Here is a 17245-nt window from a genome sequence, read left to right on the forward strand (position 1 = left end):
TGCGCTTGGTTTACTAATTGGATCAAAGGAATTGTCGCTATGACCGACCAAGCCACGACACTGCCCGGCGATGAGCTCGCCTTCATCAGGAACAAGGGCGCCGCGCCGATCGTGCCGAAGGCAACGAGCCGCGATCGCGGCATCGGGCCGTTCAAGCGGCTGGCGCTGCGCAGCGCCACCGTGATCGACGGCACCGGCGCGCCGCCGATCGGGCCGGTCGACATCATCGTCGAGAACGGCCGGATCGTCAGCATCAAGAAGGTCGTGGGCTACGGCTATGCCGGCAACGCCGGCGAGCCGGCCGATCACGAGATCGACTGCCGCGGCAAATGGGTGACGCCGGGCTTCGTCGACTGCCACGCCCATGCCGGCGTCGCCTATCATTCCGCCAATGGCTGGGTGCCGCCGGTCGACTACGTCTACAAGCTCTGGCTCGCGCATGGCGTCACCACGGTGCGCGAGATGGGCTCGATGAACGGCCTGTCCTGGATGCTCGACCAGAAGCAGCGCGCCGAGAACAACAGCATCGCCTCGCCGCGGCTGCTGGCCTATGCGTACTTTCCGGCCGTCAACGACATGGTCAAGACGATCTATACGCCGGAGCAGGGGCGGAGCTGGCTGCGTGCCGTCAAGGAGCGCGGCGCCGACGGCATCAAGTTCTTCGGCGCGCCGCCCGCGATCATGGAAGCCGCGCTCGACGAGTGCAAAAAGATCGGCCTTCGCACCGGCTGCCACCACGCCCAGATGGCGGTGTCGCGCATGAACGCGCTGACCACGGCCAAATGGGGCCTCACCAGCGCCGAGCATTATTACGGCCTGCCGGAGGCGCTGTTCGAGGATCGCGTCATCCAGAACTTCCCGCTCGACTACAACTACACCGACGAATATTTCCGCTTCTCGGTGTCCGGACAGATGTTCCGGCAGGGCGCCGAGCCCGGCTCGGCCAAGTGGAACGAGGTGCTGGAGCAGTTCCTGGAGATCGGCTTCACCTTCGTGCCGACGTTCACGATCTACGACGCCAACCGCGACCTGATGCGGGCGCGCCAGGCGTATTGGCACAAGGAGTATACCTGGAAGTCGATGTGGGACTACTTCACCCCGCAGCGCGGTGGCCACGGCTCCTATTGGTATCGCTGGTCGACCCAGAACGAGATCGAGTGGAAGGAGAACTACCGGCTCTGGATGGCGTTCATCAACGAGTACAAGAACCGCGGCGGCCGCGTCTGCACCGGCTCGGATTCCGGCTTCATCTACCAGATCTTCGGCTTCGGCTATGTCCGCGAGCTGGAGCTGCTGCAGGAGGCGGGCTTCCATCCGCTGGAGGTGATCCGCTCGGCGACCTCGCAGGGCGCCGCGCTGTGCGGCCTCGAGGACGAGATCGGCACCATCGACATCGGCATGCGCGCCGACATGCTGGTGCACGACCACAATCCGCTGACCGACTTCAAGCTGCTCTACGGCACCGGTGCGATGCGCTTCAACGATGCGACCAACGCGGTCGAGTGGCATCGCGGCCTCAAATTCACGATCAAGGACGGCATTATCTACGACACCGAAGAGTTGCTCGCCGACGTCCGCGATCTGGTGAAGGCGAGCTGGGAAAGCGACGTGCCGGAGAAGTACGCCACCAAGGACGCCGCGGCGCCATGAGCGCCTCTAGCATCGACTTCTTCGTCCTGACCGGCTTCCTCGGCTCCGGCAAGACGTCGCTGCTGCGCGACGTGCTCACCGCGGAGACGGCGTCGGATACGGCCGTGATCGTCAACGAGGCCGGCGAGGTCGGGCTCGACGGCGTGCTGCTGCGCGAGAGCGGCGACGACGTGCCGATGGCGATGCTGTCGAACGGCTGCGTGTGCTGTCAGGTCGGCAGCGATCTCGCCTTCACCATCGATCGCCTGATCATGGCGCCGCGGCCGGATGGGCTGCCGCCGTTGCGGCGGATCATCCTGGAGACCTCGGGCCTGTCAATGCCCGGCCCGGTGCTGCGCCAGCTCGCGACGCTCGCCGAGCACCGTATGCGCGTCGCCGTCGTCGCGACCTACGATCTCACACGCGGGCTCGGCGTCGCGACATTCGAGGAAGCTGCCGCGCAATGGGCGGCGGCGCATCGCATCGTCGCGACCAAGGCCGATCTCGCGCTTGACGCGCTTGTCGGAGCGCAGGTTGCGATCGCGCAGCTCAATCCCGTGGCCGAGGCGATTGCCAGCGCAAATCGCGTGGCCATCGTGACGGCCGCATTCGCGCCGCTGGCAACATCGCTGCCGCTGCGCGAGGTCGCGCCCGATCTGTCCGCCGCGCATCCGCGTCTCGCGCTCTGCCTCGTCCGCCCGCCGGCTGAGATTGCCTATGCCGACCTCGCCGGCTGGCTCGACAATGTCGCGGGCCGGCTCGGCGAGCGGCTGCTGCGCATCAAGGGCCTCGTGAAGGTTCACGAGGCGCCGCGGCCGCTGCTGGTGGAAAGCGTCGGGACGGTGTTCTCGCCGCCGCGGCAATTGACGGCCGAGAAACCGCCGGCGCCGTTCATCGTCGTGATCGCGCGCGACATCGTCCGCAATGAGCTCGAACAGGTCGAGCCGTCGAGCCTGTTCAGCTTCTCCTGGCGCGAGCCGGAAAGGGCCGCAACACGGTCGCACGGCATCCGCGCCGAATGGGTCACTTAGACCGCGCGCCGATCGTGCTCAGACTGCGTGACGGATAGCGCAGGGCGACATCGAACGGGTTGAGCTTGCCGGCCAGCGCCTGTGCTTCGCCTTGCAGGATCCTGACCACGTGCGGCAGCCGGTCGGCGTTCAGCCGCTCCGCCAGCGTGCCGACGCTGAGCGCCGCCACCGCGCGGCCCTGCGTATCGAGCACCGGCACGCCGACGCCGGCCATGCCGGGAATGAGCCCGGTGCTGGTGTTGACCCAGCCCTGCGCGCGCGCCTGTGCCAGCGCGCTACGCAGCGAGGCTTCGTCGAGGAAGCCGCGATCGAGCAGGCGCGGGATGTTGAAGCGGATCACCGCCTCCTGCTCGTCCTCGGGCAGGTTGGCGAGAATCGCGAGGCTGCCCTGGCCCAGCCCGAGCGGCACCTTGCCGCCGATGTCGCCGGTGAAGGAGCGGATCGGAAACGGTCCTTCGACGCGGTCGAGGCAGACCGCGTCAAAGCCGTTGCGCACCAGCAGGAAGATCGTGTCGCTCAAGGTTGCCGACAGCCGCAGCAGCGCCGGCCGCGCCGCCTCGCGGAGGCCGCTGGCCTGGCCCGCGCGTGCGGCGAGCACGTAGAAGTCGAGCGCCAGGCGATAGCGCTTGCCGGCCGCCTGTTCGGCGAAACCTTCGGCGGCGAGATCCTGCAGCATGCGATGCGCGGTCGGCTGGCTGCAGCCCGCGGCCTCCGCGATGTCCTTCAGCCGCAACCCGTCGGGGTCGCCCTCGGCGAGGATGCGCAGCAGCTTGAGGGCCCGGCGAAGGCTGGAGGACGAATCGCTGTCGGCTGTCGTCATCTGCAGTGATGAATGTTGGAGGCAAATCTGTCGTATAGATTTCATATATTAGAATTTCAGATAGATAAATTCAGGATATCGGAATTCACGATTGACCGTCTGCATGGCCCGCCGGCATGAAAGATTCCCAGGGCGGCAATCCCTGCTGATGGCGAAGGGAGCTTCCCGCGCGAGGACGCATGGGTTTCCTGACGCTGGACGGTCTCACCAGGCGCTACGGCGATGTCGCTGCGGTCAGCGATGTCAGCCTCAGCGTCGCCAAGGGCGAGTTCATCGCGCTGCTCGGCCCCTCCGGCTGCGGCAAGACGACGACGCTCCAGATGATCGCCGGCCTGGTCGAGCCGACCTCGGGCCGCATCACGCTCGACGGTCGCGACATCACCCATGAGAAGCCCGACCGCCGCGGCCTCGGCATCGTGTTCCAGAGCTACGCGCTGTTTCCGCACATGACGGTGGCGCAGAACGTCTCTTTCGGATTGGAGATGCGCAAGGTCGCCAGGGCCGAGCGCGACGTGCGCGTGAGCCAGGTGCTGGCGCTGGTGCAGCTCGCATCGCTCGCCGACCGCTATCCGCGCCAGCTCTCCGGCGGCCAGCGTCAGCGCGTCGCGGTGGCGCGCGCGCTCGTCATCGATCCGCCGGTGCTGCTGCTCGACGAGCCCTTGTCGAACCTCGACGCCAAGCTGCGCGAGGAGATGCAGTTCGAGCTGCGCGGCATCCAGCAGCGCGTCGGCACCACCACGATCATGGTGACCCATGACCAGGGCGAGGCGCTGTCGATGAGCGATCGCGTCGTGGTGATGGAGCAGGGCCGCATCATGCAGGTCGATGCGCCCTATCGATTGTACGAACATCCTGCGACACCCTTCATCTCCTCGTTCGTCGGCAAGATGAACCGGCTGTCCGGCATCTGGCGCAACGGCGGCGTCGAGATCGGCGGGCGCGTGCTGCCGTGCGAGGCCGCAGGCCTCGCGGACGGCGCAGCCGCCGTGCTGGCGATCCGGCCGGAGAAGATCAGTCTCACCTCGCCTGGCGCCGGCGTGCTCGATGGCCGCATCCAGGCGCGCTTCTTCCTTGGCAGCGCCTGGTTCTTCACCGCGGAGACGCTCGCCGGAGTGATCGGCGTCTCCCTGCCCAATGCGGGCGAGGAGCCGGCGCGCGAGGGCGATCAGGTCGGCCTCGCCTGGAGCAGCGCCGGTGCGCGCGCGTCGAAGCCGGACGGAGCGCCACCGGCATGAGCACGCGCGCGACGACACCATGGCTGCTGGCGGCGCCGGGCGCGCTGCTGTTCACCGCATTGATAGTCGTGCCGCTCGTGCTGACACTGGCGCTGTCGTTCCACGTCTATGACGCCGCGACCGGCGTCAAGGACGAGACCACGCTGGCGCACTACGCGGCGATTCTCTCCGACAGCTACTTCCTCAATATCTTCTGGCGCACGCTGCGGCTCGCCGCGCTGACCACGGTGATCTGCGCGTTGATCGGCGCGCCCGAGGCCTACATCCTGGCGCGCATGCGCGAGCCCTGGCGCTCGGTGTTCCTGCTCGCGATCATCGGCCCGCTGCTGGTCTCGGTCGTGGTGCGCGCCTTCGGCTGGAGCATGCTGCTCGGTCCCACCGGGCTGGTGAACGAGGCGTTCCGCGCGTTCGGTCTCGGCACCGTGAGGATCCTCTACACCGAGACCGCGATCGTCATCGCGCTGGTGCATGTGATGCTGCCGTTCATGGTCATCCCGGTTTGGACCTCGCTGCAGAAGCTCGATCCGATGGTCGAGGCCGCGGCCTGGACGCTCGGTGCCTCGCGCTTCACGGCGCTGCGCCGCGTGGTGCTGCCGCAGGTGACGATGGGGTTGCTGTCCGGCAGCCTGGTCGTGTTCGGCCTCTCCGCGTCGGCCTTCGCGATCCCCGCGCTGCTCGGCGGCCGCCGGCTGAAGATGGCGGCCACGCTGGTCTATGACGAATACATGCACGAGCTGAACTGGCCGCTCGGCGCGGCCATCGCGATCCTGGTGCTGGTCATCAACCTCGTCATCATGCTGGCCTATCAGCAAATCGTCGAGGCGCGCGCCAGGCGGACGTTGGGATGAGCGGCATGCGCCACAATGGTCCGATCGCCCTGGTCTTTCATGCGCTCGTCGTCGGCTTCGTGCTGGCGCCGCTGATCGTGATTGGCCTCGTCGCGTTCACGCCGGCCAACACCTTGACCTTGCCGACGACGCAGGTCTCGCTGCGCTGGTTCGCGGCCGTGTTCGCGCATCCGGATTTCGTCGCCTCCTTCCTGAACAGCCTGTGGGTGGCGGCGACAGCCGCGACGATCGCGGTCGTGCTCGCGGTCGCCGCCGGCCTCGCGCTCGATCGCTACGACTTCCGCGGCCGCGCGGCGCTCAACGCGCTGTTCCTGTCGCCCTTGATGATCCCGCATCTCGTGCTCGGCGTCGCGCTGCTCCGGCTGTTCGCGCTGCTCGGCGCCACCGGCAGCCTGGTCTGGCTGACGGCCGGCCACATCGTCGTGGTCACGCCCTACGTCCTTCGGCTGGTGCTGGCGGCGCTGTCGGGGCTCGACCGCAGCGCCGAGCAGGCGGCGGTCACGCTCGGCGCCACCGGCTGGATCGTGTTCCGCAGGATTACCGTGCCGATGATCCTGCCCGGCATCACCGGCGGCTGGCTGCTCGCCTTCATCAACTCCTTCGACGAGCTCACGATGTCGATCTTCATCACCTCGCCCGCCACGGTCACCCTGCCGGTGCGCATGTACATGTATGCGATCGAATCGATCGATCCGATGATGGCCGCGGTGTCGGCGCTGATGATCGCGGTGACGGCGGCGGCGATGCTGCTGCTCGACCGCATCTTCGGCCTCGACAAGGTCCTTGTAGGCCAAGGCTGACACCATGCCACTGCTGCATCGCCTCGTCCGCAACGACAGCGCCGTCATCTCCTTCACGATCGATGGCGCCCCCTGCGACGGCCGCGCCGGCGACACCGTGCTGACGGCCGTGCTCTGCAACGTCGAACGGCTGCGCCACAGCGAGTTTTCCGCCGCGCCACGGGCCGGCTTCTGCCAGATGGGCGCCTGTCAGGATTGCTGGGTGCAGCTCGCGAGCGGCGAGCGGTTGCGCGCCTGCACGACGGAACTCGCCGCGGGCATGCACATCGTCACGCAGCGGGGACGCAGCCATGGCTGAGCGCGCGCCGCCCCTGATCGTCGGCGCCGGCCCGGCCGGCATCCGCGCCGCGATGACATTGGTCGCGGCCGGTCTGCGGCCGGTCGTGGTCGATGAGGGCCACGCCTGCGGCGGCCAGATCTATCGCCAGCCGCGCGCGCCTGACGGCCGTGATGCCACCGCGCGCTACGGCTCGGAGGCGGCGAAGGCCGTGCGGCTGCATCGCGATTTCGCAGCGCTCGGCCCTGCGATCGACTATCAGCCGAATGCGCTGCTGTGGAATCTGCGCGACGGCGCGGCCGACATTCTCCGCGACGGCTCAAGCCATCGCATCAATCATGATGGACTCATCCTCGCGACCGGCGCCACCGATCGCGTGCTGCCGATCCCCGGCTGGACCTTGCCCGGCGTCTTCACGCTCGGCGGCGCGCAGATCGCGCTGAAGGCGCAGGGCTGCGCGATCGGCCGGCGCGTGGTGTTCGCGGGCTCCGGCCCGCTGCTCTATCTGGTGGCGTGGCAGTACATGAAGGCCGGTGTCGACGTCGCCGCCGTGCTCGACGCGGCGCCGTTGTCGGCGAAGCTCAATCTGCTGCGCGTGCTGCCGCTGGCGCCCGGCATCGTGCTGCGTGGGGTGCGCATGGCCGCGGAATTGACGCTGCGCGGCACGCGCGTGCGGTTCGGCGTGTCCCGGGTGCGGATCGAGGGCGAGGGCAGGGTGGCCCGCATCGCCTATCACGCCGGCGGGCGGGAGCACGCGATCGCTTGCGACGGCATCGGCTACGGCCTCAATCTGCGCTCGGAAACCCAGGCGGCCGATCTCGCCGGCTGCGCCTTCCGCTTCGATGCGCGCGACCGCGCGCATCCGCCGGTTCGCGACGCCAGTGGCCGCAGCAGCGTCGCGGGCGTGTACCTTGCCGGCGACGGCGCCCGCATCGCCGGCGCTGATGCCGCCGAGGCCGCCGGCGAGCGCGCTGCGCTCGCATTGCTGGAGGATCGCGGCCTGCCGCATGATGCCGGGCGGGTTGCCGCGCTCGAGCGCAGGCTTGCGACGATCGATCGCTTGCGCGACGGGCTGGAGGCCGCGTTTCCCTATCCGTCGCATTGGGTGGGCGACATCGCCGATGACACGCTGCTGTGCCGCTGCGAGGAGATCGATGCCGGCGAGGCGCGGCGCGCGATCAGCGATTTCTCGCTGACCGAGATCAATCGCCTGAAGGCGGTGACGCGCATCGGCATGGGCCGCTGCCAGGGCCGCATGTGCGGCGCGGCCGCCGCGGAGCTGTTGGCTGCGCAGACGCGCCGCGACATCGGCGCTGTCGGCCGGCTGCGCGCGCAGGCGCCGATCAAGCCGATCCCGCTGGCTGCCGGCCTGTCCGCCGACGAGAGGCAGCATGACCCGGCGCATTGACAGCGATGTCGCGATCATCGGCGGCGGGCTGGTCGGCAGCGCTGCCGCGCTCGCCTTGCGCGGCATGGGCCTCTCCGTCACGCTGCTCGACAAGAGTTTTTGTGGCGCGCAGGCGAGCGGCGTGAACTACGGCGGCGTGCGCCGGCAGGGACGCCCGTCCGAGCAACTGCCGCTGTCGCAGCGATCCCACGCGATCTGGCCGCGGCTCGAGGCGCTGATCGGCATCGACGGCGAGTTCGTGCGCTCCGGCCATCTCAAGCTCGCGCGGAGCGCTGAGGACTTGGCGAGCCTGGAACGCTACGCCGCCGATGTCGCCCCGTTCGGACTCGGTCTCGAACTGGTTGGTCACAACCAGTTGCGAGAGCGCTTCGGCATCAGCGGCGACGTCGTCGGCGGCTCGTTCTGTCCCGGCGACGGCCACGCCAATCCGCGGCTGGTCGCCACCGCCTTCGCCGCAGCGGCGCGTCGCGCCGGTGCCGAGGTGCTGGAGACCACGGAGGTCACGGGCGCCACCCGGACGTTCGAGGGGTTTGCGCTGGAAGCCGGCGACGTCGCCATCAAGGCGCGCACCGTCGTCAACAGCGCCGGCGCATGGGCCGGCGGCTTTGCCGCCGCATTCGGCGAGCCGGTGCCGCTGGAGCGCACCTATCCCTCGATGATCGTGACCGAGCCGCTCGATCCGTTTCTCGGCGTCAACATCGGCATCGAGGGCGGCGGCATCTACGCGCGGCAGGTTGCCCGCGGCAACGTCGTCGTCGGCGGCGAGCGCGCTGCGCCGCTCGCCGACCCCGATTTTTCGCGTCCCCGCAGCGACGGCGTGCTCGCCATCATGCAGCGGGCGAGCGGGCTGTTCGGTCCACTGCGCCACGCCCAGGCGATCCGGTTCTGGAGCGGCACCGAGGCGACGATGCCCGACCGCAATCCGGTGATCGGGCCGAGCGCGACGACGCCGGGCCTGATCCACGCCTTCGGCTTCTCCGGCGCCGGTTTCCAGATCGCGCCGGGTGTCGGCGAGGTCCTGGCCGAGCTGGTGCGCGACGGCGAGACCTCGACGCCGATCGGCGCCTTCGCGATCACACGTTTCCCACCCGCATCGCAGCCGGGCGATGCATCTCAAGCAGCAATGACGACAGGATCGAAGGAGACCTCGCCATGATCGATGCTCGCGCCGCGCTCGGCCCAGCCCTCGCGCTGATGCTCGCCACATCAGCCGCGCATGCTGAAACCAGGACGCTCTATGTCGGCATGAACGGCGGCAATTTCGAGCGCACCTATACGCAAGCCGTGTTTCCGGACTTCGAGAAGGCGAACGACGTCAAGATCGTCGTCGTGCCCGGCACCTCCTCGGAGATTCTCGCCAAGGCGATCGCGGCCAAGGACAAGCCGCAGATGCATGTGATGTTTCTCGACGACGGCGTGATGATCCGCGCCGCCGGCCTCGGCCTGTGCGAGAAGCTGAGGCCGAGCGAAGGTCTGGCGCAGCTCGAGCCGTTCGCACGGCTCAAGGACGACATCGCCGCCGGCATCGACATCGGCATGACGGGCTTAGCCTACAACAAGAAGCTGTTCGACGAGAAGGGCTGGGCGGCGCCGAGCTCGTGGCTCGACCTCGCCGATTCGAAATTCAAGGACAAGGTCGTGTTCCAGTCGGCCTCGGTCTCGACCTTCGGCCTGCACGCCTTCCTGATGTTCAACCGCATCAACGGCGGCACCGAGGCCAATGTCGAGCCGGGCTTCAAGGCGTTCGCCGATTCGATCGGCAAGAACGTGCTCGAATACATCCCGAACTCGGCCAAGATCTCCGAGATGGTGCAGACCGGCGAAGCGGCGATCTTCCCGCTGACGCCGACCGCGGTATCGACCTTGAAGGAGAAGGGCATCGCGGTCGAGTATGCGCAGCCGAAGGAGGGCTCGGTCGTGCTGATGGTCGCCGAATGCGTCATCGCCAACAACTCCGAAGCCGAGCTGGCACAGAAGCTGGCGGCTTATTTGTTGTCACCGGAGGCACAATCCAAGGCGCTGGCGGCCGGCAACATCGTGCCGTCCAACACGACCGCGAAGGCGACCACCCCGGCAGCCGAGCAGAAGCTCGCGACGTTTCATACCTACATGAAGAGCGCGATCACGCTCGACTGGGACGTCATCAACGCCAAGCGTTCCGAATGGAATACACGCTGGAACAGGATGATCGAGCGGTAAGCCGCGTTGAAGCGTAGTCGTAACGCTTGGCACGCGGTGCTCGTGAATGTGCCCTCTCCCCTTGTGGGAGAGGGCATCTTGGACGGTGCTCCAATCACGGTTGGGTGAGGGGTATTTGTCCACGAGCATCGTTCGTTGAGAGAACCCCTCACCCAAACGCGCATGCGGATAGGCCGCCGATGCCCTCTCCCACAAGGGGAGAGGGCACTTCATTGGGCAGCGTAGCCCTGACTGATCTGATCGGGCCGTAGGGTGGGCACGGCGCGATCGCTAGCCAGCAACAAACGCGGCGCTGGGACGCGCCTTTGCGCACCCTACACTTCCGTTATCTTAACTACCCGCCGGATAGCTCGCTGCATACGATTCCGTCAGCGCCTCATCCAGCCGCCGTCCAGCGCTGAAACCCGACAACCTGGCGGGACGGGCGACGCCCTCCAACAATCGGCCGTCGGGCTCCGGCGGGCCGATCAGGGTATGCACCGGAAGCCGCTCGGCATAGATCGGCAGCGCATAATCCTCCTCATCATCGATGACACCCGCGGCGCGGATCTTCGCCGATGCCTTTTCGATCTCCATGGTGATAACCGCCGTCGCCTTGAGCTCCTGCTCGGTGGTCTGGCGCAGGCTCGCCGTGCGGCCGGGAAACAGGCGGTCGACCATCATCACCAGCGCGCGCTCCTTCTCCGCCTGATCCTCGATCAGCCGGGCATGGCCGAACGCCATCACCGAGCGGTAGTCGGCGGAATGGTGGAAGGCGCTGCGCGCCAGCACCAGCGCGTCGAGATGGGTGACGGTGAGACAGGCCGGCTGTCCTTCCGACTGGTTGCGCAGCATGCGGCTCGCGCTCGAGCCGTGCCAATACAGCGTCGTGCCCTCGCGCCAGAACAGCGTCGGCGTGCAATAGGGCTGGCCGTCGATGACATAGGACACGTGGCACAGCGTTGCGGAATCGAGCACGGCATGGACCGTCGCATGATCATAGTGGGCGCGCTGATGCCGCCGCTTGACGCGGTTGGTGTCGTCGACGGGATAGCTCGGCATCTGTTGCTCGGACATCGTCAGTCTCCTGTTTCCGCCGACGTCATGCCATGGCAAAGTGGTTGCCGGGAGTTCCACTTCGATGCGAAAGCAATCAACCACTTCGCGGCGCCGCGACGACGTGCTGGCGCTGCCGATCCGGCTCGACCGCAGCATCCGCAGCCAGTCGCAGCAGGTGCATGGCGCGCTGCGCACCGGCATCGTCGATGGCCTGCTCGCCCCGGGTCTTCGTCTGCCCTCGACGCGCGGGCTCGCCGAGCAGCTCGGCGTCCGCCGCAACGCGATCGTCGCAGCCTATGAAGCGCTGCTGTCGGATGGCCTGGTCGAGGCGCGCCACGGCGCCGGCACCTATGTCGCGGCACGGCTGCCGGCGCCGCAGGTCGCCGCGCCGGTGGCCGAGCTGGACATCCGCATTCCGCCGCGCCGGCCGTTCGCGCTCGGCTGCACGCTGGTCGATCCCGTGCTGTTGCGGCGGCTCGCCGCGGCCAGCCGGCGCCGCATCGCCCACGCCGCGCCGGATGAGCTCGGCTATGGCGATCCGCGCGGCAGCCTGCATCTGCGCACCGAGGTTGCGCACTATCTTGCGGCCAATCGCGGCGTCCGCTGCGACCCGAGCTGCATCCTGATCGTGAGCGGCACCCAGCACGGCCTGCGGCTGTGCATCGATGCGCTGCTGGCGCCGGGCGATCCCGTCTGGTTCGAGGACCCCGGCTACGTCGCTTCTCGCTATACGTTGAGCACGACCGGCGCGAAGCTGGTCCCGGTGCCGGTCGATGATGAAGGCATTATCGTGAGCTCGGGGGAGGCGGCGTACATGGCGGCCAAGGCTGCCTACGTGACGCCATCGCATCAGTTTCCGACCGGTGTTGCGATGAGCATGGCGCGGCGCATCGCGCTGCTCGACTGGGCGCGCAGGGCGGACGCCTACATCTTCGAGGACGACTACGACAGCGAGTACCGCTTTGCCGGCCCGCCGCTGACGGCGCTGGCCGGCATCGGCGGCGAGCGCGTGATCTATCTCGGCACCTTCGGCAAGACGCTGTTCGCGGGACTGCGGCTCGGCTATCTCGTGGTGCCGCCGGCGCTGGTCGCGCGGGTGGTCGCGGCGCGCGCGGCGCAGGACCGGTTTCCCCCGGCCTTCATGCAGGACGCGCTGGCCGACCTGATGGCCGACGGCGTGCTCGCGGCCCACATGCGGCGGATGCGCCCGCGCTACCGCCAGGCGCGCGATGTCGTCGCCGAAGCGCTGGCCAGGCACGGCAAAGGCAGCCTGCAACTGGCCGCGCCCTCGCAAGGATTGCATCTGCTGGCGACCTTGCCGCCTGCAGCACCGAAGGGCACGGCGAAATTGATCCGCGACCGCGCCGGCATCGAGTGCCGGCTGTTGTCGGATGCGCGGATCGTGCAGCGCGGGCCTGACGGTTTCATCCTGGGCTATTCGGGCTTTGCGGCGAAGGATCTCGCCGACGCCGCCAGGCGGCTCGGGCGCGCTGCACAGGATCTCCTGGGCGCGGTTGCGCGCCCGCGCTGAGCGTCGCTTGTCGATGTTACGGGTGTGGCCGAGCCGGCACGTCGGGCAAATCAGCCCCGCTCTGAACGTCTGCGCGCCTGTGCAGAGGCCGCCGCCAGCGGTTGCGCGCAACAAGCCGTCGTAATTTTGTTCAATCCGTTCAACGGCCTCTCGATGCCTGGTCGCGCGCTCGCATTTTCCGCTTTCGTTTTTTCGAAAATCATGCTTTGGTTGCGCATCCCGCCTCACCGCAGAGGGGCGTTGCGCGCGATCGTCACGACACGCGAGGCGGGGATGCGATGGCCGCGATCAAGCCGCAACGTGTCTTTGGATGCGTGGACGAACGGCGAGGCTGCGGACGTGAAGTCGCAGGGTCCTGACACCCCGACGCTGGTGTCCAGCGCAATGCGCGCAAGCGCATTGCGCCATGGTGGCCAACAAGCCCGGCGCACCAGGGAGACTGCGTATAAGCGTGAAGACCGTCGCGCAGGGAATGCCGGAGTGTACGGCTTTGCCTGTGGTACCTGCCGCCTGCATTTTTTTCGCAGGCGGGCCATGGGTGGGGCCTTCACCCGGCATTCCCTGCGCCCTTTGCACTTCGAAGGGGCGAGATGGATCGTAAGCCTCGGGCATCATCTGCCGCGAGAACGCGCCCTCATGTTCATGGCTGTTCGAGATGCGGATTGGAGCAGATGCGCGTCAGGCTACGCGGATGCGCGCGGTCGCCGCAATCGCTACGCGCTTATTCATAGGGATTGTGCTCGGCGTTCGTCATCGTCTGGCGCACCCGGCGCAAGGTGATGGGCGTGCCGTCGGAGACGAACACCAGCTCATAGGCGCGGCCGCTGTCGTCCTTGGCGGAGCAGGTCACGCTGGTGACCTTGAGCATCGCGAAATTGCCGACCTGACGGCACACGCCGGCCGAGCTCTTCGTGGCCGGCACCGGAATGCCATCGACCTTCGGACGATGCTTGGAGTTCAGCAGCATGCGGTCGATCGGCAATTCGTAGACGTTCTGAATCGACCTGCGGCCATTGACGCCGGAGAACGCGATGATGTGATTCTCGTCAGCGGGATCGTCGAGCGCGACGGTGAAATGAGCGCGTCCCTTCTCGCTGTGAAAGAACGCCACCGTCTTGCACGAATATTCGCGGCCATCGACCTTCGCGGTGCGGCAGGTGCCGGACATCAGCGCATAGAGATCGATGTCGGGCCGGTCCTCCGGCGCGCCCGCCACCGGCATCGGCTGCTGAGCCAGACATGGCGTCCCCAGGGAGAGCGCGATCGCAAGGACGGCGAGGCGAGGAAAATGCAGGGGCATCCGCGGGGAGAGCCTGGAGGAATCGGGACGGCGCGAGAGGTCAAGCGATGTGTCAGCTTTGCGGCAAAAAGAGGTCGGAAGCAGCGCTGTGCACCTCCGATCGCACCCGTGCAGAGCCCGACGCTGAACCGCGCCGGTGGTCGTTCGATACCGCAAAAGCAATGGAAAGTTCCGGGCGCAGGCCCCATGGGATCGATACGGCCGGACGAACGGCCCAACACAACAACGACAGGGAGAAACCGATGACATTGTCACGTCGCGGCCCAACGCGTCACAGGATTCCGGGGCACCGCTGCGGTGAAATGATCTTCAACCTCCAGGACTACTTCGCCGACTGCACCTTCTGCTTCCAAAGCGCCCAGGCACGATCCATGATCACCATGTTGACGCCATCGGCCTTGGCAGCCTCCTCGGCGCTGAGATACGTCACCTCGGAGCCGAGCCCGAGTGCCTGCGCCTGCAGCTTCGCATTCACGTCGGTGTAATAGGCGCGGAACACGGCGGCCTTGACCGCAGGACCGACGGTGACGTCACCATGGCCGCGCATCAGCACCACGGACTTGTCGCCGAGCGCGGATGCGAGCGATTTGCCGATCGCATTATTGCGCACCAGCATGTCGGTGGCGCCGAACTCCTTGCCGATGTCCCACACCGGCGCGCCGTCGCCGAGGAAGGCGGCGTTGTGATACAGCGGCTTCAAGGGTGTATGGCTGACGCTGAACGGCACGACGCCCGGCGAATGGGTGTGCACGACGGCGTTGACGTCCGGACGGGCCTTGTAGATCTCGGCATGGATGAAGCGTTCGAGGAACACCGCACGGTTCTTCGCATCGACCGGCTCGCCATTCTCGTCGAACTCCATGATGTCGTTGGCCGTCACCTGCGCCGGCGCGATCGAGCGTGCCATCAGGAAGTGGTGCGGATTGGCGGGACTGCGCGCGCTGACATGGCCGAAGGCATCGACGACGCCGAGATCGGCGAGGATGCGGCTGCCGGTCGCGATGTCTTCGAGCAGCTCGCGCGGCACGCCGGGGATGGAGTCGTCGGCGCGGGAGGGGGTGGCGGAGAGAAGGAGGGCGGTGACCGCAAGGACGGCAAAGCGGCTGAAGCTCGACATCTGATTTTCCCTCCCGGCCTGCGTGATCCAGGCTCGTCGCTTCAACATACGCGTCATTGCGAGCGAAGCGAAGCAATCCAGAATAGTAGGCGGGACTCTGAATTGCTTCGCTCTGCTCGCAATGACGGGGACAGGTCTGAGCGAAATCATCGCCATATCAGGATGAGCGATGTTGCTCCCTCAGGTCACCGGAGCCGGATTGAACAGCGTCAGATCGTTGTGGATGCCCCAGCGGTCCGACCATGGCTTGGTGCGGCCGGAGGCGACGTCGAGGATCAGCTTGAACAGCTCCCAGCCGGTCTCCTCGATGGTCATCTCGCCGGTGGCGATGCGGCCGGCATCGAAGTCGATGAGGTCTTTCCAGCGCCGCGCGAGCTCGCTGCGGGTCGCGACCTTGATGACTGGGGCGGCGGCAAGGCCGTAAGGCGTGCCGCGGCCGGTGGTGAAGACCTGGAGGGTCATGCCGGAGGCGAGCTGCAAGGTGCCGCAGATGAAGTCGCTCGCCGGCGTCGCCGCGAACAGCATGCCCTTCTGCTTGGCCTTCTCGCCCGGAGCCAGCACGCCATGGATGGGGCCGGAGCCGGACTTCACGATCGAGCCAAGCGACTTCTCGACGATGTTGGCGAGGCCGCCCTTCTTGTTGCCGGGCGTCGTGTTGGCGCTGCGATCGGCGCCGCCGCGCGCCAGATACGCGTCGTACCAGTCCATCTCGCGGATCAGCGCGCGGCCGACCTCCTCGTTGATGGCGCGGCGGGTGAGCAGCTGGATGGCATCGCGGACTTCCGTGACTTCCGAGAACATCACGGTCGCGCCGGCGCGCACCAGCAGGTCCGCGGCGAAGCCGACGGCGGGATTGGCGGTCACGCCGGAGAACGCGTCGCTGCCGCCGCATTGCAGGCCGATCACGAGATCGGACGCCGGGCAGGTCTCGCGCTTGCGCTTGTTGAGCTCGGCGAGGCGACGGTCGGCCTGGGTCATGATGGCGTCGACGATGGCGCCGAAGCCGTCGAAAGCTTCGTCCTGCATGCGCACGATGGAGTCTTCCGTGCCCTCCGGCAGCAGCCGCTCCGGCGCGAGCTTCTCACAGCCGAGGCCGACGACCAGGATCTCGCCGCCGAAGTTCGGATTGAGCGCGAGGTTCTGCAGAGTGCGGATCGGCACCACGGCGTCCGGCGCCGTGATCGCGACGCCGCAGCCATAGGCGTGGGTGAGGGCGACGACGTCATCGACATTGGGGTACTTCGGCAGCAGCTCGCTCTTGATGCGCTTGATTGCATATTCGAGCGTACCCTTGACGCATTGCACCGAGGTGGAGATGCCCAGCACGTTGCGGGTGCCGACCGAGCCGTCGGCGTTGCGATAGCCCTCGAAGGTGTAGCCCTCGAGCGGTGGCAGCGGTGCCGGCACGGCGGTGGAAATCTCCAGCTTGTCGAGGGCAGGAGCCTCCGGCATATCGATGCGGGCCTCGTCGACCCATTCGCCGGCTCCGATCGGCGACTTCGCAGTGCCGATGATCTCGCCGTAGCGGACGATCGGCCCACCCTCGGCGATGTCGATCAGTGCGGTCTTGTGGCCCTGCGGGACGAAGCTCCTCAGCGTCAGGCCGTCGGGAAATCTGGTGCCGGCAGGCAGGCCGAAATCGTTCACCACGATCGCGACATTGTCGCGCGCGTTGAGCTTGATGATGCGGGGCTCCTGGTTCACGACCTGCTGGTTCATGCTGGCTCCGTTGTGCTCCGTAAGGTGGGCAAAGCGAAGCGTGCCCACCGTCTTTCGTCTTGGTCGACTGTCGGTGGGCACGGCGCTGTCGCGCCTTTGCCCACCCTACAGCTCTCTCTTCACCTCTCCCGCAGGGAGAGGTCGGATTGCATCGGAGAAGCAATCCGGGTGAGGGGGGCTCGCCGCGGAGACTGTCCGTGCGGCTGCCCCTCACCCCAGCCCTCTCCCCGTAAGAACGGGGAGAGGGAGCAGACCGCCTCTGCCGCGATCTCATTCGCTCGCAATGATGAGGG

The 17245-nt window shown here is 67.3% G+C and carries 15 protein-coding genes; 10 read left to right on the forward strand and 5 right to left on the reverse strand.

The annotated features are described in order from the left end of the window. Positions 1-39 precede the first annotated feature (39 nt). Positions 40-1650 carry an amidohydrolase family protein gene (locus tag ACQR1H_RS06175; RefSeq protein WP_316217089.1) on the forward strand — a complete coding sequence of 537 codons (1611 nt, stop codon included), beginning with the start codon at positions 40-42 and terminating at the stop codon, positions 1648-1650. Beyond that, positions 1647-2660, forward strand: coding sequence for a CobW family GTP-binding protein (locus ACQR1H_RS06180; protein ID WP_434907292.1), 1014 nt, complete (start codon positions 1647-1649; stop codon positions 2658-2660). The genes ACQR1H_RS06175 and ACQR1H_RS06180 overlap by 4 nt, the downstream gene beginning before the upstream one ends. On the opposite strand, the gene ACQR1H_RS06185 is transcribed toward ACQR1H_RS06180, so the two are convergent. Continuing rightward, entirely contained in the window at positions 2653-3480 is an 828-nt protein-coding gene (locus tag ACQR1H_RS06185) for an IclR family transcriptional regulator (protein ID WP_434907293.1), read from the reverse strand. The genes ACQR1H_RS06180 and ACQR1H_RS06185 overlap by 8 nt on opposite strands. 179 nt (positions 3481-3659) lie before the next feature. Between ACQR1H_RS06185 and ACQR1H_RS06190 the strand changes: the two genes are divergently transcribed. The 7 genes from ACQR1H_RS06190 to ACQR1H_RS06220 are packed head-to-tail and all read left to right on the forward strand — an operon-like array spanning position 3660 to position 10247. After that, positions 3660-4715 carry an ABC transporter ATP-binding protein gene (locus tag ACQR1H_RS06190; protein ID WP_434907294.1) on the forward strand — a complete coding sequence of 352 codons (1056 nt, stop codon included), beginning with the start codon at positions 3660-3662 and terminating at the stop codon, positions 4713-4715. Then, positions 4712-5563, forward strand: a complete 852-nt coding sequence (locus ACQR1H_RS06195) for an ABC transporter permease (protein WP_434907295.1) — start codon at positions 4712-4714, stop codon at positions 5561-5563. Before ACQR1H_RS06190 ends, ACQR1H_RS06195 begins: the two co-directional genes overlap by 4 nt. Next, a complete protein-coding gene (locus tag ACQR1H_RS06200) occupies positions 5560-6363 on the forward strand; it encodes an ABC transporter permease (RefSeq protein WP_315801996.1) in 804 nt (267 codons plus the stop codon). Before ACQR1H_RS06195 ends, ACQR1H_RS06200 begins: the two co-directional genes overlap by 4 nt. Positions 6364-6367: 4 nt before the next feature. Next, on the forward strand, positions 6368-6661 hold the full coding sequence (locus tag ACQR1H_RS06205; RefSeq protein WP_315801997.1) for a (2Fe-2S)-binding protein: 294 nt from the start codon (positions 6368-6370) through the stop codon (positions 6659-6661). Continuing rightward, complete coding sequence (locus ACQR1H_RS06210; protein ID WP_315801998.1) at positions 6654-8048, forward strand: NAD(P)/FAD-dependent oxidoreductase; 1395 nt, start codon at positions 6654-6656, stop codon at positions 8046-8048. The genes ACQR1H_RS06205 and ACQR1H_RS06210 overlap by 8 nt, the downstream gene beginning before the upstream one ends. Continuing rightward, complete coding sequence (locus tag ACQR1H_RS06215) at positions 8032-9204, forward strand: NAD(P)/FAD-dependent oxidoreductase (RefSeq protein ID WP_434907296.1); 1173 nt, start codon at positions 8032-8034, stop codon at positions 9202-9204. The genes ACQR1H_RS06210 and ACQR1H_RS06215 overlap by 17 nt, the downstream gene beginning before the upstream one ends. Beyond that, positions 9201-10247 carry an ABC transporter substrate-binding protein gene (locus tag ACQR1H_RS06220; protein WP_434886256.1) on the forward strand — a complete coding sequence of 349 codons (1047 nt, stop codon included), beginning with the start codon at positions 9201-9203 and terminating at the stop codon, positions 10245-10247. Before ACQR1H_RS06215 ends, ACQR1H_RS06220 begins: the two co-directional genes overlap by 4 nt. Positions 10248-10577: 330 nt before the next feature. Here ACQR1H_RS06220 and ACQR1H_RS06225 read toward each other — a convergent pair whose 3' ends face one another. Then, positions 10578-11303: a pyridoxamine 5'-phosphate oxidase family protein gene (locus ACQR1H_RS06225; RefSeq protein WP_434886257.1), complete on the reverse strand. Its 726-nt coding sequence runs from the start codon at positions 11301-11303 to the stop codon at positions 10578-10580. A 64-nt stretch (positions 11304-11367) separates the two neighbouring features. Between ACQR1H_RS06225 and ACQR1H_RS06230 the strand changes: the two genes are divergently transcribed. After that, positions 11368-12816 carry a PLP-dependent aminotransferase family protein gene (locus ACQR1H_RS06230; protein WP_434907297.1) on the forward strand — a complete coding sequence of 483 codons (1449 nt, stop codon included), beginning with the start codon at positions 11368-11370 and terminating at the stop codon, positions 12814-12816. A 721-nt stretch (positions 12817-13537) separates the two neighbouring features. On the opposite strand, the gene ACQR1H_RS06235 is transcribed toward ACQR1H_RS06230, so the two are convergent. The 3 genes from ACQR1H_RS06235 to garD form a co-directional block, all read right to left on the reverse strand. Further along, positions 13538-14116, reverse strand: a complete 579-nt coding sequence (locus ACQR1H_RS06235; protein WP_434907298.1) for a hypothetical protein — start codon at positions 14114-14116, stop codon at positions 13538-13540. Positions 14117-14438: 322 nt separating this feature from the next. After that, the gene (locus ACQR1H_RS06240; RefSeq protein ID WP_316183165.1) at positions 14439-15233 is read right to left on the reverse strand and encodes a class II aldolase/adducin family protein; all 795 of its coding nucleotides are present in this window, start codon (positions 15231-15233) and stop codon (positions 14439-14441) included. Between the two features lie 180 nt (positions 15234-15413). Then, positions 15414-16952 carry a galactarate dehydratase gene (gene garD, locus ACQR1H_RS06245; protein ID WP_434907299.1) on the reverse strand — a complete coding sequence of 513 codons (1539 nt, stop codon included), beginning with the start codon at positions 16950-16952 and terminating at the stop codon, positions 15414-15416. Positions 16953-17245 lie beyond the last annotated feature (293 nt).

The organism is Bradyrhizobium sp. HKCCYLRH2015, assembly GCF_051168215.1.
GTDB lineage: Bacteria > Pseudomonadota > Alphaproteobacteria > Rhizobiales > Xanthobacteraceae > Bradyrhizobium.